General features: G+C 60.3%; 12 protein-coding genes. 2 read left to right on the forward strand and 10 right to left on the reverse strand.

Annotated elements, in window-relative coordinates; all coding sequences use genetic code 11:
• Positions 1 to 338 precede the first annotated feature (338 nt).
• From D3Z90_RS25155 to pilM, 7 genes are all read right to left on the reverse strand, one after another.
• Positions 339 to 1,940 carry an AAA family ATPase gene (locus tag D3Z90_RS25155; RefSeq protein WP_136478578.1) on the reverse strand — a complete coding sequence of 534 codons (1,602 nt, stop codon included), beginning with the start codon at positions 1,938 to 1,940 and terminating at the stop codon, positions 339 to 341.
• A 16-nt stretch (positions 1,941 to 1,956) separates the two neighbouring features.
• The gene (gene aroB, locus D3Z90_RS25160; RefSeq protein ID WP_136478579.1) at positions 1,957 to 3,054 is read right to left on the reverse strand and encodes a 3-dehydroquinate synthase; all 1,098 of its coding nucleotides are present in this window, start codon (positions 3,052 to 3,054) and stop codon (positions 1,957 to 1,959) included.
• 100 nt (positions 3,055 to 3,154) lie between these two features.
• On the reverse strand, positions 3,155 to 3,673 hold the full coding sequence (aroK, locus tag D3Z90_RS25165) for a shikimate kinase AroK (RefSeq protein WP_136478580.1): 519 nt from the start codon (positions 3,671 to 3,673) through the stop codon (positions 3,155 to 3,157).
• A 4-nt stretch (positions 3,674 to 3,677) separates the two neighbouring features.
• Positions 3,678 to 4,967: a type IV pilus secretin PilQ gene (locus D3Z90_RS25170; RefSeq protein ID WP_136478581.1), complete on the reverse strand. Its 1,290-nt coding sequence runs from the start codon at positions 4,965 to 4,967 to the stop codon at positions 3,678 to 3,680.
• A 24-nt stretch (positions 4,968 to 4,991) separates the two neighbouring features.
• Complete coding sequence (locus tag D3Z90_RS25175; RefSeq protein WP_136478582.1) at positions 4,992 to 5,918, reverse strand: pilus assembly protein PilP; 927 nt, start codon at positions 5,916 to 5,918, stop codon at positions 4,992 to 4,994.
• Positions 5,919 to 5,926: 8 nt separating this feature from the next.
• Positions 5,927 to 6,454, reverse strand: a complete 528-nt coding sequence (locus tag D3Z90_RS25180) for a PilN domain-containing protein (RefSeq protein WP_136478583.1) — start codon at positions 6,452 to 6,454, stop codon at positions 5,927 to 5,929.
• The gene (pilM, locus tag D3Z90_RS25185; protein WP_136478584.1) at positions 6,442 to 7,380 is read right to left on the reverse strand and encodes a type IV pilus biogenesis protein PilM; all 939 of its coding nucleotides are present in this window, start codon (positions 7,378 to 7,380) and stop codon (positions 6,442 to 6,444) included. Before pilM ends, D3Z90_RS25180 begins: the two co-directional genes overlap by 13 nt.
• A gap of 177 nt (positions 7,381 to 7,557) precedes the next feature.
• Here pilM and D3Z90_RS25190 point away from each other — a divergent pair, with 177 nt between their 5' ends.
• Positions 7,558 to 10,005 carry a penicillin-binding protein 1A gene (locus D3Z90_RS25190; RefSeq protein WP_371922340.1) on the forward strand — a complete coding sequence of 816 codons (2,448 nt, stop codon included), beginning with the start codon at positions 7,558 to 7,560 and terminating at the stop codon, positions 10,003 to 10,005.
• A gap of 147 nt (positions 10,006 to 10,152) precedes the next feature.
• On the opposite strand, the gene D3Z90_RS25195 is transcribed toward D3Z90_RS25190, so the two are convergent.
• From D3Z90_RS25195 to rpmE, 3 genes are all read right to left on the reverse strand, one after another.
• The gene (locus D3Z90_RS25195; protein WP_136478586.1) at positions 10,153 to 11,421 is read right to left on the reverse strand and encodes a malic enzyme-like NAD(P)-binding protein; all 1,269 of its coding nucleotides are present in this window, start codon (positions 11,419 to 11,421) and stop codon (positions 10,153 to 10,155) included.
• 178 nt (positions 11,422 to 11,599) lie between these two features.
• A complete protein-coding gene (locus D3Z90_RS25200) occupies positions 11,600 to 12,421 on the reverse strand; it encodes a thermonuclease family protein (protein WP_136478587.1) in 822 nt (273 codons plus the stop codon).
• Between the two features lie 2 nt (positions 12,422 to 12,423).
• The gene (rpmE, locus tag D3Z90_RS25205) at positions 12,424 to 12,636 is read right to left on the reverse strand and encodes a 50S ribosomal protein L31 (protein WP_107024884.1); all 213 of its coding nucleotides are present in this window, start codon (positions 12,634 to 12,636) and stop codon (positions 12,424 to 12,426) included.
• A gap of 166 nt (positions 12,637 to 12,802) precedes the next feature.
• On the opposite strand from rpmE, the gene D3Z90_RS25210 reads away from it, so the two are divergent.
• Entirely contained in the window at positions 12,803 to 15,022 is a 2,220-nt protein-coding gene (locus D3Z90_RS25210) for a primosomal protein N' (RefSeq protein ID WP_136478588.1), read from the forward strand.
• Positions 15,023 to 15,037: the final 15 nt, after the last annotated feature.

Raw genomic sequence — 15,037 nt, forward strand, 5'->3', positions numbered from 1 at the left:
TCTCACCAAGGCAAATCTTTTTTTAGTACAACCACTTACCATCCACGCCGAACGAATGCCAGCTTTGCGGGGGCAATAGAGGAGCCATTGTTGCACAGCGACAGGGAAGCCCACAAATTTACGACGAATATTCGTAAATCCATGTCGCGTTTTTGAATGTTTTTAAGCGCGCACCGTGGTAACGGAATGGCTTGAGTCTGAAGCGTTTCAGCCTGGACTGCAAGATGGGCTTGTGGCCGGCAGTCTGGGACAGAAAAGCCTGCCGCGTATCACGCAGCAGGCTTGACCGTAAATCAGGAGTCGCTCAGCAGGTGGCGGGGGTAGTGCCACCAGCTAGATCAGCGGGTCGCAGCGAGTTCTTGTTGAACGCTGGCGACGGTACGAGGCCAAGGTTTACCAGCCTGGACCTTGGCTGGCAAGGATTTGATTGCTGCCAGGGCTGCATCACGGCTGGAGAAGCTACCGTAAGTGATGACGTACAGCGGCTTGCCCTGCAAGGTTTTCTTGAAGTAGCGATAGTCGCCACCCTGAGCTTTCACGTATGCCTGGGCAGACGCCTCGGAGCTGGTACCGAGGATTTGCACAACGTAATTGCCTGGCTTCTGCCCAGCATACCAGCTACCGCCTGCAGCAGGCTTGGCGGCCGGCTTCTCTGCTGGCTTCGGCGCGGGCTTGGCGGTTGCAACCTGAGTCGGCGCAGGCTTGGCCACAGGCGCTACCGGCTTACTGGCAACAGGTGCAACCGGCTGCGGTACAGCTGCTGGCTGAGCCTGACTTACCGGCTGTGCGGGCGCGGGTGCAGGACCTGCGCTAACTCCGGCAGGCGGGGCAATGGTGGTGACCGTCGGTGGCTGCAGGGCGGTATCGGCGGCCGGGCCACCATCTTCGCCATCACCCATGCCAGTGGATTCAGCCAGCGGGCCACGCATGACCGGCTGTGACTGGCCGACCAGCGGCAATGGCATTGGCTGTGAGTTACCAGCAAATTCGATCGCCGGGCTGCCGTTGTTCGATTGCGCATTCCCCGGCTGACCTTGGCCCAGCGGCAATTGAGCCTGCTCTGCGGGGGCGCTGGGCGCTTGATCGCCTTTCTTTGGCATCAGCACGGCCGCAGCAACAGCGACCACTACGACAGCAGACAGCGCCAGCACGTGTTTTTTAGGCATATTGAACCCCATTGATGGTCGCTTCGCCGTGGTTCGGCTAGCGATCATGGCTTCGATCAAGGTATCGCGGGCAACCTGGTTGATGTTTCCAGGCCAGCCGTCCGAGTTTTGGTGAATATCGGCGATCTGATCATTGGTGAAAACCTCGATCCCTCGTCCGGCACCTTCCAGGCGCTGTTCGAGGTATTCCCGGGTTTCTTCTTCGCTATAGGGTGCAAGCTCGATGACATGGAAGCGCTCCAGGTCAGCATTGAGTTCTTCCAGCCCAGCGATCAACGACGGTTCGCCGAAAAGGAACACGTGCGGGCGTCCCTCCGGTGTGCCCGCAGCCAATTCCAGCAAGGCTTGGAGTGCCGACTCGTCAAGTTGTTCCGCATCGTCCACCAATAGGTAGACCTCTTGCCCGGTCAGTGCCAGTTGCACGACCTGAGCCAGCAATTCGGGAACTTCAGGCTGGGCGACACCCAAGGCCTGAGCGACCTGGCCGAGCACACTGGCAGCGTCAGTGGCGCCACGGGCGGAAACCACCACGCTTTGCACTGACTGCTTGTTGGTACTGGCAACCAGGGCTTGGCGCAGCAGCGTCTTGCCGCTGCCCTGCGGGCCGGTTACAACCAGCAGCAACTGACTGTAACGTGCCAGGTGATGCAACTGGCCAAGCACTGGCTTGCGCTGGGCCGGGAAGAATTTGAAACCAGGCACCCTTGCTGCGAAGGGATCGTGGTTCAACTGATAATGGCCGAGAAAGGCCTCGTCGGCATGCAAACTAGTCATCGGACGCTCATCAACCTCAAAGCTGGGCCACTATCGCGCGGTAATCCGCGGCGAGGGTGGCCTGAAGAATCTCTTTCGGATAGTCGTCGGTGACCACTGCCTCGCCCATGCGGCTGAGCAGGACCAGACGCAAACGACCGTCGAGTACCTTTTTATCTACTGCCATGTGTTCCATGAACTGGGCTGGCGTCATGTCCTGCGGCGGCACTACCGGCAAACCGGCGCTTTGCAACAAGCGAATACCACGATCGCGATCCTGCTGGCTGATCCAGCCCAGGCGCATGGACATCTCCAAGGCCATCACCGTACCCGCAGCCACCGCCTCACCGTGCAGCCAGACACCGTAACCCATTTGGGTTTCGATAGCGTGGCCGAAGGTATGGCCGAGATTGAGGGTGGCACGCACACCGGACTCGCGCTCATCGGCGCCGACAACTGCAGCCTTGGCCGCACAGGAGCGACGAATCGCCTCCGTCAGGGCAGCCTGATCCAGTTTGCGCATCGCCGCCACATTCGCTTCGAGCCATCCCAGGAACGGTTCGTCACAAATCAGACCGTACTTGATCACTTCGGCAAGGCCCGCCGACAGCTCACGCGGTGGCAGGGAGTTGAGACTGGCAGTATCAATGAGCACGGCATTGGGCTGATAGAAGGCGCCGACCATGTTCTTGCCCAGCGGATGATTGATGCCGGTCTTGCCGCCCACCGACGAATCGACCTGGGACAGCAAGGTGGTAGGCACCTGGATAAAATCCACGCCGCGCTGATAACAGGCAGCTGCAAAGCCTGCCATGTCACCGATGACACCGCCACCCAAGGCAACCACGGTGGTCCGCCGGTCGTGACGGGCAGTCAGCAAGGCATCGAAAATCAGTTGCAGGGTTTCCCAGTTCTTGTAGGACTCACCATCAGGCAGGACCACCGGAAGTACCGAATAGGCACCCAGGGTCTTGCTCAGTCGTTCGAGATACAGGGGCGCGACAGTCTCATTGGATACGATAGCGACTTGTCTGCCAGCGATATGCGGCGCCAGCAGCTCGGCCTGATCCAGCAGGCCCTCGCCAATGTAGATCGGGTAACTACGCTCGCCCAATTCGACCTTAAGTGTCTGCATGTGTCCCCACAATGAACAAGGCGCGACCTCGATAACTCGATCCGCGCAATAAACGGTGTGCCCTGTCACGGCATGACTGGTCGCCGAGGATAAGCCTGGCTTAACGGGGCGGCAACTTCTGCAAGCGTTCGAGAATATCCTGCACGACCATTCGTGGTGGCCGTTCGTCGGTTTCCACTATAAGGTCGGCAATCTCGCGATAGAGCGGATCACGGACCTCCAGCAGGGCACGCAACGTCGCCTCCGGATTGGCCGTGCGCAACAGCGGTCGGTTGCGATCACGCGAAGTGCGCCCAACCTGCTGCTCTACCGAAGCATGCAAGTACACCACACGCCCTCCGGCGTGCAGAGCCTGACGATTGGCATCGCGCATCACCGCACCTCCGCCGGTAGCCAGAACCACGCCATCGAACGCGCATAGCTCGGCGATCATCGCCTGCTCACGGTCTCGAAAGCCCGGTTCGCCTTCCTTATCGAAGATCCACGGGATATTGGCGCCGGTGCGCAGTTCAATTTCCTTGTCGGAATCCTTGAACGGCAGGCGCAGCTCTTTGGCTAACAGGCGACCGATGGTGCTTTTACCAGCACCCATGGGCCCCACAAGTATCAAATTTCGCACAGAATCAACGACTCACAGCAATCGCCTGGTCACTCATGATACGCGGAGTCAGGAAGACCAGCAGCTCGGATTTTTTCTCTTGTAGAACATCGCGACGAAACAGCCGCCCAACATACGGCACATCGCCGAAAAATGGCACCTTGTCGACAACTTTACTTTGCACAGTGGAGTACACGCCGCCAATCACGATAGTTTCCCCATCGCGTACACGAACCTTGGCATTGACCTCGTTTTTGCGGATTGCCGGCACCTGAGCAAGGGCGTTGAGGTAGTCGGGTTCGTCCTTGGTGACCTTCACCGCCATGATTACCCGATTGTCCGGGGTAATCTGCGGAGTCACTTCCAGCGATAGCGAGGCTTCGCGAAAAGTCACCGAAGTAGCGCCGCTGCCGCTGGTTTCCTGGTAGGGCACTTCGGTGCCCTTGAGAATCCGGGCGGTCTCCTTGTCGGCCGTGACCACCTTGGGCTGGGAGATGATTTCACCATTGCCGGACTTCTCCATGGCACTGAGCTGCAAGTCCAGCAACAGGTTGTCTCGCACAAGGCCCAGGCCAATGGCCGAGGTGGCCCGCTCCACGCCCAAATCGACAAACGTGTCGCCAGCCGCGGAGCCAAGGCCACTGCCTGAACTTGCTTGCGCGCCCCAGCGCACGCCAAGGCTTTTCTCGAAATCGACATTGGCTTCGACAATTCGCGCCTCGATCATCACCTGGCGCACCGGCACATCCAGGCGAGTGATCATTTCCTTTAGTTCTTCGAGCCGCTCGAGGGGCTGATGAGCGATCAGGGTGTTGGTTCGTTCATCGACACTCAGCGCCCCCTGCCCGGGTGCCAATGGATCAGTCGGCGCAAGCGTCTGGAATACTGCGGCAATATCTTTCGCCTGGGCATAATGAATCGGCAGCAACTCACGGCGCATCGGCGCCAGCCCAGCCACCCGCTGACGCCCTTCGAGCAGCTGTTTTTCGTACCCCGCAAGCTCCGCGATCGGCGCTATCAGCAAGACATTGCCTTCGGCACGTTTTTCCAGGCCTTTGCTGCGCAGCACCAGATCCAGCGCCTGCTCCCAGGGCACCTCCTGCAAACGCAAGGAAACCCGACCTTGCACGGCATCACTGGCAACCAGATTTACCCCACTGAAGTCGGCCAGCACCTGCAGTACCGCGCGCACCTCAACATCCTGAAAATTCAACGACAACGCTCGGTCACGCTCGACGCTGCCAACGGCCATCGGGTTCACTAGCCCCCACGCAACCAGCCAGGCGATTGCTGCCTCGCTCCACTTTGTCTTCATCTGCGACCTCCCTGGTTCGCCCCCTTATCCGGTGTTTGCCGGCATTTTCAGGCCCAGCGTTCGGGTTCTCTCGACCCAACCTTCGCCCTGCACGAAAACTTCTTCGGTGATTTCCACCTCGCGTTCATCGATACGCACAACCCGGCCGTTATTACGTCCCAGCCGATCGCCCAATTGCAGGCGATGCACGAAGCCCGCAGCCCGCAGCAACGCAAAACGAACCTGATTGCGCGCAAGACTGCCGACCATTTCGAACTGTTCGAGCGGTAACGTCCGCAGGTACTCACGCGGCAGCGTCTGTGGCGAAGACTGAAAAGGGTTGCGCAACGAATCTGGCACAGGCCCTACCAGCCCGGGCTCAGCAACCGGCACTTCAGGCCATGCGCTTGCCTCTAGGCTGCGATAAGCGCTGACACGCACCTGCATGCGCAGCCCATTCGGGGCGTTCTCCTCATCCGCCAACAGGGAAAAGTCCTGCGCGGTAAGTAGCCGGGGCAACTGGGCCAAACCATGGAAAAAAGCCGCCAACCCAGAGTAAGAGCCACGCAAGTGAAGCTGCATGGGCAGCTCAATGTGCTGGTCATGCAGCACCTGCGCCAGCACCTCCAAGTGTTCGACAAACACCCCGTGCGCATGCCCTCGAAGCGCAACCACCTCAAGCAGATCAGCCAACTCACCGCCTGCTTCCAAGCGCCAGCGCGATACATTCAGGCTTTCATTGGCTGCAGCCAGTTGCGCTTCTGCGGATGCAAGCGCCTGCGCTCGACTGGCCCTGTCGATGCGTTCGATATTCATGCGCCGAGTCTGCTCATGGGCGGCTTCAACCCCTGAAAACAGAACTCGCAAGTGCAACGCGTAAGCCAGCCCGAGCAGCAGCACCAGACAACACAACAGAAAAAACACTTGCCTGATGCCAGAGGCACTCGCCAGCTGTTGCCATCGAAACATCATCGACACACTCAAGGCTTGGCCCCCAGTGCGACGCTCACGTCGAATGCTTCGCCCTCATTGACCGCCTTGACCTGATGTACATGAGTGCCCCCGAAAACGTCGGACAAGTTGCGCAACAGCTGTGCAACCAATGACGCCGATTGTGCGACCCCGAGAATCTGCAAGCGCGAACCTTCTCGGGTCACCGTAGTGAGCCGAACGCCGAGTGGAACCGCATGCTCAAGCTGCTGAAAAAGATCGACCAGGAGCAAGCGCTGCTCGTGCAGGGCGTCCAGCACTTCTCGGCGACGATGAACCTGCGCATGCATATCCTCGTACCGTGCCACCTGTAGCAGCTGGCTATCGAAATGCTCAATGTCTTGGCGAATTGAAGCCTGCTCGAGCGCTTGGCCTTGCCGCTCGCGTCGCCCCAGGTAGTCCATCATCCAGGTTGCCAGTACTGCCATCAGCCCCACGCCTAGCAGCAGTGCTTGCAGGCGTCGAATTGCAGCCTGACGTCGCTGCTCGCGCCAAGGCAGCAGGTTCAATTCAAGCATCGATCCCCCTCACGCATGGCCAGGCCGCAAGCAACTGCCAGGTATTTGGCCTGATCCCTGGAGGGCAGCGTATCCAGTCCGGGGGCTGGGACCACGGACTGGAAGGGGTCTGCATGCCGCACCTCGATGCCAAGACGCTGCTCGAGCTGCTCGGCGAAGCTCTGATCGCGTGCGCCACCGCCGGTAAGAAATACCTGCGCAGGGAGCGCCCTGCCGGGGCGGGACAGTAAGTAGTTATCCACAGCTGCGACCACCACCGGCACAGATCCCTGGCACTCATACAGAGGCACTTCCCGGCGCTGCGCTACAGGCCCTGCCGCACACTCGTGAATCACCAGGGCACCGACCTCCAGCTGTAGCAGTAGGGCATCCTGCATCCCGCCCACCTGCACTGCGCGGCGCAAGGCATGAGCGTCAGGCTCTACGGCACAAATAAACAGGTCAGCACATTCGGCGCTGGCCTGTAGTGCATCCAGCAAGGCCAGATGGCAAACGGCAACAACTACTTGCTGGTGCAGCGGGTTGCCTGGGTACGGTCCGACAGACTGGAAGTCGATTGCCGCCTCCTCGAGGGCAAAAGGAACAAACTCGCCGACGTCACTGGATAGGCGCTCATCCATAAGGTGATCTTCAAGGTCGGCAGGCAGTGAAAGGACTTTCTCGATGACCAGCCCACCAGGTAGCGCCACCGCTCCACGCCGGCCTTGTCCGGCGCAACGCAAGACGGCCTCACGCAACACCACACCGACCTGTTCTGGCTCAGTAATCCAGCCCTGGTGCATTACACCTGTCGGCAAGGGTTCGAGTGCCCAGCCCTGAAGGTGATAAAGACCTCGGCGCCGGCACAACCGCACCAGCCTGATGAACGGAGGGGTAATTTCTACTCCCAAAAGTGAACTGGCATCCCTGCCCATGCGTCCAAGCATCGGTTTTCCCCTGATCTGGACAGGCGTATTGAGGTCAGCCCTCAACAACCTGCTGCCTTCCTGACGGTCGCACCAATAACGCGCCCGCGTGAAAAATGCTTATAATGCCCAGCGTTTTTCCTTGTCCGCTGGCCCTGCGCGCAACCCACTCTTTTATCTGGACGCCCAAAAGCCTTGATACGCCTGCTGAAGTTCTTCTGGTGGTCTTTCGTCGCAGTCATTTGCGCCATCGTGCTCGGTCTGAGCGGCGCGTTTCTGTATCTTAGCCCCAGCTTGCCCTCGGTAGAGGCCCTCAGAAGCATCCAGTTGCAGATCCCTTTACGGGTCTACAGCAGTGACGGAAAACTCATCGCCGAGTTCGGCGAGATGCGTCGCTCCCCCATCCGTTTCGCCGACATTCCGCCCCATTTCATCCAGGCTTTGCTCTCGGCAGAAGACGACAATTTCGCCAATCACTACGGGGTCGACCCGGCTAGTTTGATGCGTGCTGCAACACAATTGCTGAAGTCCGGGCACATTCAAACCGGCGGCAGCACTATCACCATGCAGGTGGCAAAGAACTTCTTCCTCAGCAGTGAGCGCAGCTTCTCGCGCAAGACCACCGAAATTCTCCTGGCCTTGCAGATCGAACGCGAGCTGACCAAGGACGAGATTCTCGAGCTGTACGTCAACAAGATTTACCTGGGTAACCGCGCTTACGGCATCGAAGCCGCAGCACAGGTTTACTATGGCAAATCGATCCGCGACATCAGTTTGGCGCAGATGGCGATGATCGCCGGCCTGCCGAAGGCACCGTCGCGCTTCAACCCGCTTGCCAACCCGGTCCGCGCCAAAGAGCGTCGCGACTGGATTCTTGGGCGCATGTACAAACTCGGCAAAATCGACCAGGCCGCCTATCAAGCCGCGCTGGCCGAGCCAATCAACGCCAGCTACCACGTACCAACGCCTGAAGTCAGCGCCCCTTACATCGCCGAAATGGCGCGGGCGGAGATGGTCGGCCGTTATGGTAGCGATGCCTACACCGAAGGCTTCCGGGTTACCACCACCGTACCGAGCGACCTGCAGGAAATCGCCAACAAGGCGGTTCTCGACGGCCTCAGTGCCTATGACGAGCGCCATGGCTATCGCGGTCCCGAAGCCCGCTTTGCGGGCAAGTCCCATGTTGATTGGCTTCAGGAGCTGAGTAAACAGCGCCCATTGGGTGGCCTGGAGCCAGTCATTGTCACTCACGTCGATAAGACCGGCCTGCAGGTACTGACACGCAGTGACACAGTGGAAACTGTGGCCTGGGAAACCATGAAGTGGGCTCGCCCGTTCCTCAATACCAATAGCCAGGGTCGAGCGCCGCAACAGCCTGCCGATGTTGCTCAGGTCGGCGACCTGATCCGCGTCCAGCGCCTGGACGACGGCACGCTGAAGTTCAGCCAGGTACCCAATGCCCAAAGCGCGCTGGTTTCGCTGGACCCGAACACCGGTGCCATCCGTGCCCTGGTCGGCGGTTTCTCCTTCGAGCAGAGCAACTACAACCGCGCCATGCAGGCCAAGCGCCAACCCGGCTCGAGCTTCAAGCCCTTTGTCTACAGCGCAGCACTGGACAACGGCTACACAGCCGCCAGCCTGGTCAACGACGCGCCTATCGTGTTTGTCGACGAGTATCTGGATAAAGTCTGGCGACCAAAAAACGACACCAACACCTTCCTCGGTCCGATCCGCATGCGTGAAGCGCTGTACAAGTCGCGCAACCTGGTGTCGATCCGCCTGTTGCAAGCGATGGGGGTTGGTCGCACCATCGACTACATCAGCAAGTTCGGCTTCAACAAGCAGGACCTGCCACCCAACCTGTCTCTGGCCCTGGGTACCGCGACGCTGACGCCAATGGAAATTGCCACCGGCTGGAGCACCTTCGCCAACGGTGGCTACAAAATCACCCCGTACCTGATCGAACGCATCGAAAGCCGCAACGGTGAAACCCTGTTTACCGCCAACCCGCCACGGGTGCCGCAAGCCGATCAAGTCGCAGCAGGCATTGCTGCGCCAGAAGCCCCGATCAGCACCCAACTGCCCGGTGAGGCGGCTCCCGCACCTGCAGGCAATGAAGCGGCGGCAGACCAGCCTCCAGCCGTCGCTGAACGGATTGTCGATGGCCGCACCACCTACATCCTTACCAGCATGCTCCAGGATGTAATCAAGCGCGGTACCGGACGCCGCGCCCTGGCCTTGGGCCGCACGGACCTTGCGGGCAAGACCGGCACCACCAACGAGTCCAAGGATGCCTGGTTCTCCGGCTACAACGCCGACCTGGTAACCACAGTGTGGAGCGGCTTCGATCAACCTGAAACCTTGGGCCGCCGTGAGTATGGTGGCACCGTGGCGCTGCCAATCTGGATGAACTTCATGGGTGCCGCTCTCAAGGACAAACCCAACCACGCGCCGGCAGAGCCGGAGGGCATCCTCAGCCTGCGGATCGATCCTGTCAGTGGCCGAGCAGCGACACCTAGTACGCCCAATGCCTACTTTGAGTTGTTCAAGGCAGAAGACACCCCCCCATCGGTGAACGAGCTGGGCGGTTCGGCCCCAGGCAGCCCACTACCGGCTGATGAAGCGGCGCCGATAGACCTGTTCTAAGCGATCGCGGGGCAAACCCGCTCCCACCGGTCATGCATGGCCCAGCCTGGGGGCGGGCTTGCCCCGCGATGAGACGCACAGACAGCAGCCCAACAAAAAGCCCCGACTCTTGCGAGCCGGGGCTTTTTGCTACAACGCTACAACAGCTTAGCCGTTGAACACGTCATCCACGCTTTTCAGCGGGTAGTTGGCCGGATATGGCAGGGTCGCCACACCAGTCTCCAGCGCTGCCTTGGCTACGGCATCGGAAACGACGGTGATCAAACGTGCATCCATTGGCTTCGGAATGATGTACTCACGACCGAATTCCAGGGCATCAACGCCGTAGGCTGCACAAACTTCCTTTGGAACCGGCAGCTTGGCCAGGTCTTTCAGGGCGTTGGCCGCAGCGATTTTCATTTCTTCGTTGATGCGCTTGGCGCGAACATCCAAGGCGCCACGGAAGATGAACGGGAAGCCCAGTACGTTGTTGACCTGGTTCGGGTAGTCGGAACGACCCGTGGCCATGATCACGTCGCTACGGGTAGCGTGAGCCAACTCCGGCGAAATTTCCGGATCAGGGTTGGAGCAAGCGAAGACGATTGGGTTTGGCGCCATCGACTTCAGGCCTTCAGCGCTCAGCAGGTTCGGACCGGACAGGCCAACGAACACATCAGCGCCGTCCAGGGCATCAGCCAGGGTACGCTTGTCGGTAGCGTGAGCGAAGACCGCTTTGTACTGGTTCAGGTCGTCACGGCCAGCGTGGATCACGCCAGTACGGTCAACCATGAAGATGTTCTCGATCTGCGCACCCATGCTGACCAGCAGCTTCATGCAAGAGATGGCAGCAGCACCGGCGCCCAGGCAGACGATCTTGGCTTCAGCCAGAGTTTTGCCAGCGATTTCCAGGGCGTTGATCATACCCGCCGCGGTCACGATAGCGGTGCCGTGCTGGTCATCGTGGAACACCGGAATGTCGCACTGTTCGATCAGGGCGCGCTCGATTTCGAAGCACTCAGGTGCCTTGATATCTTCCAGGTTGATGCCACCGAAGGTGATGGAGATGCGTTTTACGGTGTCGATGAAGGCTTGCGGGCTTTCGGAGTCGACTTCGATGTCGAATACGTCGATGCCAGCGAAACGCTTGAACAGAACACCCTTGCCTTCCATGACAGGCTTGGACGCCAGCGGGCCGAGGTTGCCCAGGCCAAGAATGGCGGTACCGTCGGAAATGACTGCTACCAGGTTACCCTTGCCGGTGTACTTGTAGGCCAGCTCCGGGTCGCGACCAATTTCGCGCACCGGCTCGGCCACGCCAGGGCTGTAGGCCAGCGCCAGGTCGCGAGCAGTCGCGGTAGGTTTGGTGAGCTCTACGCTCAGTTTCCCCGGACGAGGCTGAGCATGATATTCGAGAGCGGCAGTTTTCAGGTCTGACATGGTGGGCATTCCGCTATTTACTGTTCTGACGGACCGCCGAGGATACGCAAAGAGCCAAGGCCCGACAAGACTGGTCGGTCACTTGTGTCAAGGCCTTTAACCTACGACTTTCCGCCAAGAGCCGCGGCCCGCAAGGGTTTCGATGTGTACAATCGAAATAAAAAATGTAGACAATTTTTTATCTTTCGACCCTTTCCAGCATCGTTGGATCGGTCAATGGCAACATCCAGCGCCGCTGCCCGGGTTTCAAGCCACCTTTGCGGGAACGATCCAGCACCCAACCGCGAACTTCGACGGATCGCCCTTTTAGATCAGTCAGGAAGGACGGCGGGAAGTTACGCTGCAACCGCGAGGACACCTGCAGAACCAATGAATCGTCAATTTCGATCCAGATACCGCCGCGATTGCGCTCGATACTGCGTACCTTGCCGCTGATCAACGCAAAGCCCGACTTTCGGATCTGGCTCGACGGGGTCACCGGGGACTGGCGCCACAGGCCTTTTCCAGCCCGACGAGCAGCCTGCTCGGCCTGCTGCTGACACTCGCTCAACGAGACGTTGGGCGCGACCGCCACGCGATAGCCAAGGCCTTCACTGAGCAGTTGTGCCTCGAAATTGTCGCCAGAGTGGCCATAGACGTGCGCCAGCGTGCGACCGTATTTGTCGCGCGCCTCAGCGCCGGGAACCAGGCTCACCCGGTCGCCACTGGCCTCTACCAGCGCCCGCAGGCGTTGGCGTGCGGCCTCGGCAAAGGCCTCACTGGCTCGCCCCTTACGACCGATCTCCGGCGCATTGATACCAATCAGGCGCACGCTTCGACCATCTTTCAGACGCAAGGTATCGCCGTCGACCACCTGGCGCACGCTGACCCACTGCGGATCGACGGGCATCGGACAGAAGGCCAGCGCCGTCAGTTGCCAAGTTGCGCCCACAAAAAAGGCGCCCACAAGGGACGCCTTTTTCAGCAGCGATGCCAAGCCCAGCGGGCCAGCTACGCGCAATCTTACTTCTTGCCGAACGCAGCGAAGCGATCTTCGAAGCGCTTGACGCGACCGCCGGTGTCCAGAGTCTTCTGCTTACCGGTGTAGAACGGGTGGCACTCGTTGCATACGTCGGTACCCAGTGGAGCGCACAGGGTCGAACGAGTTTCGAACTTGTTACCGCAGCTGCAGGTGACTGCGACTACTTCGTAATTCGGGTGAATTTCTGGCTTCATGGTCACTTCCTCGACTGCGTGCCGCCACCCAACACCATTGTTGAATACCGCACGTAATTAGGCGGCGAATAATACCAGAGCATGCTGTCAACGCAAGTTGTCGCTTGCACCGGCTGTCGTCTGCTAGGCTCGCCAGGTCTTGGAACCCCTTCAGAGAACTCACTGCGTGTCCGACGTCATTCTGCGCCTCGCCCTACCCTCGCCGCTGCGGCGACTGTTCGACTACAGGGCCACGGCAAGCATGGCGCGCCACACGCTAACCCCTGGCATGCGTATTCGCGTGCCCTTCGGGCGCCGGGAAATGATCGGCATCCTGGTCGAAGTCACCGACAAGAGCGAAGTACCGGCCGACAAGCTGAAACCGGCAATCGCCCTGCTCGACCCGGTTTCGCCCCTGCCCCCGGCGCTGTTCAAACTGTGCCTGTGGACAGCCCAGTACTATCAACACAGCCTTGGCGACACCCTGAGCTGGGCCTTGCCCGTGCTACTGCGCCAGGGCGAACCCGCCGAAGCACGCCAGGAACGCTTCTGGCAGGTGGCCCCAGGGGCACGCCAGGATGACCCTCGTATCGCCCGCGCCCCTCGCCAGCGCGAAGCCCTGGCGACGCTGGCACAGCACCCTCACGGTGTCGCACACACGCTGTTGAGCAAACTGATGTTGAGCAAAGACAGCCTCGACCTGCTGCTAGCCAAAGAGCTGGTACAGGTTGAAGTACGCCGCCACTTGCCACAGGAGCGTCATGAGCACTGGCTGGCCCAGCCTGAGCTGCCACTGAACGACGAACAGCGCGCCGCCTTCAACGCCGTACGCTCGGGATTCGACAGTTTTCATGCCTTCCTGCTCGCCGGGGTTACCGGCAGCGGTAAGACCGAGGTGTACCTGCAACTGATACGCGAAACCCTGGAAGCCGGCAAACAAGCGCTGATTCTGATTCCGGAAATCAACCTCGGGCCACAGACCCTGGCGCGCTTCGAGCAGCGGTTCAACGCCCGCATCGCCCTCCTGCACTCCGCCGTCAATGACCGCGAACGCCTGGATGCCTGGCTTGCGGCCCGCGACGGCGAGGCCGATATCATCATCGGGACTCGTTCGGCCCTGTTCACTCCGATGAAACATCCCGGCCTGATCATCATCGACGAGGAGCACGACGGCTCCTATAAACAGCAAGAAGGTCTGCGCTACCACGCCCGCGACCTCGCCCTGGTGCGCGCGCGGCAGGAGAACATCCCGATCCTGCTCGGCTCGGCGACACCGTCCCTGGAAAGCCTGCACAACGCGCACAGCGGGCGCTACGGCCTGCTGCGCCTCAATCAGCGCGCCGGCGGCGCCCAGCATCCGCGCTTCCTGCGCCTGGACGTCAAGAGCCGGCCGCTGGACAGCGGTATCAGCGGTCCGATGCAGCAGGCTATCGGCCAGACCCTGGCCGCCGGCCAACAGGTGTTGGTGTTCCTCAATCGCCGCGGTTTCGCGCCCACTTTGCTCTGCCACGATTGCGGCTGGATGTCCGAGTGCCCGCGCTGCGATGCGCGCATGACCGTTCACCAGCGCTCCAATGAATTGCGCTGCCATCACTGTGGCTACGATGAGCGAGTGCCGCGCCAGTGCCCTCAGTGCAACAAGGTTGACCTGCGCCCCGTTGGTGCGGGCACCGAGCGAGCGGAAGAGCGCCTGAGCATTCTGTTCCCTGACTTCCCGGTTTTGCGCGTGGACCGCGACAGCACCTCGCGCAAGGACGCCATGAACCAGCTGTTCGCCACGATCCAGCGCGGCCAGCCGTGTATCCTGGTCGGCACCCAGATGCTCGCCAAAGGGCACCACTTCCCGCGCGTAACCCTGGTGGCAATTCTCGACGCAGACGGCGGGTTGTTCTCCGGAGACTTTCGCGCCAGCGAGCGTATGGCCCAACTGATCGTCCAGGTCGCAGGGCGTGCAGGACGCGCTGAGGAGCCCGGCAAGGTCATCATTCAGACACACCTGGCTGACCACCCGCTATTAGTACAACTGACCGAACAAGGTTATTTCGCCTTTGCCGAACAAGCCTTGAGCGAGCGGCGTGCTGCTGGCCTGCCACCGTTTGCCCACCTGGCGCTGCTGCGAGCTGAAGCGCACAAGCCAGGGCAGGCCGAAGGGTTTCTCGACGAAGCATGCAGCGCTGCAGAACAGCTGCTGATCGAACACAACCTTCAAGGTATCGAGCTGCTTGGCCCGGTACCTGCGCCGATGGAACGACGCGCGGGCCGTTTTCGAGCACAACTATTGCTCCAGGCCAATGCACGTGCGCCTTTGCATCGACTGATCAGCGCCTGGTTGCTACTGTTGGAACAGATGCCGTCCGGGCGCCAAGTGCGCTGGTCTTTGGATGTTGACCCTGTAGATCTGTACTGACCAGGGTCGCAGTGG

This window comes from Pseudomonas sp. DG56-2 (assembly GCF_004803755.1).
In the GTDB taxonomy this organism is placed as follows: Bacteria; Pseudomonadota; Gammaproteobacteria; order Pseudomonadales; family Pseudomonadaceae; genus Aquipseudomonas; species Aquipseudomonas auratipiscis.

What these genes read in the sequence shown, in the direction of transcription:
- rpmE (WP_107024884.1), bottom strand. Translation starts at nt 12,636, where the DNA reads ATGAAGCCAGAAATTCACCCGAATTACGAAGTAGTCGCAGTCACCTGC.
- D3Z90_RS25175 (WP_136478582.1), bottom strand. Translation starts at nt 5,918, where the DNA reads ATGATGTTTCGATGGCAACAGCTGGCGAGTGCCTCTGGCATCAGGCAA.
- pilM (WP_136478584.1), bottom strand. Translation starts at nt 7,380, where the DNA reads ATGCTTGGACGCATGGGCAGGGATGCCAGTTCACTTTTGGGAGTAGAA.
- D3Z90_RS25180 (WP_136478583.1), bottom strand. Translation starts at nt 6,454, where the DNA reads ATGCTTGAATTGAACCTGCTGCCTTGGCGCGAGCAGCGACGTCAGGCT.
- D3Z90_RS25195 (WP_136478586.1), bottom strand. Translation starts at nt 11,421, where the DNA reads ATGTCAGACCTGAAAACTGCCGCTCTCGAATATCATGCTCAGCCTCGT.
- aroB (WP_136478579.1), bottom strand. Translation starts at nt 3,054, where the DNA reads ATGCAGACACTTAAGGTCGAATTGGGCGAGCGTAGTTACCCGATCTAC.
- D3Z90_RS25155 (WP_136478578.1), bottom strand. Translation starts at nt 1,940, where the DNA reads ATGACTAGTTTGCATGCCGACGAGGCCTTTCTCGGCCATTATCAGTTG.
- D3Z90_RS25170 (WP_136478581.1), bottom strand. Translation starts at nt 4,967, where the DNA reads ATGAAGACAAAGTGGAGCGAGGCAGCAATCGCCTGGCTGGTTGCGTGG.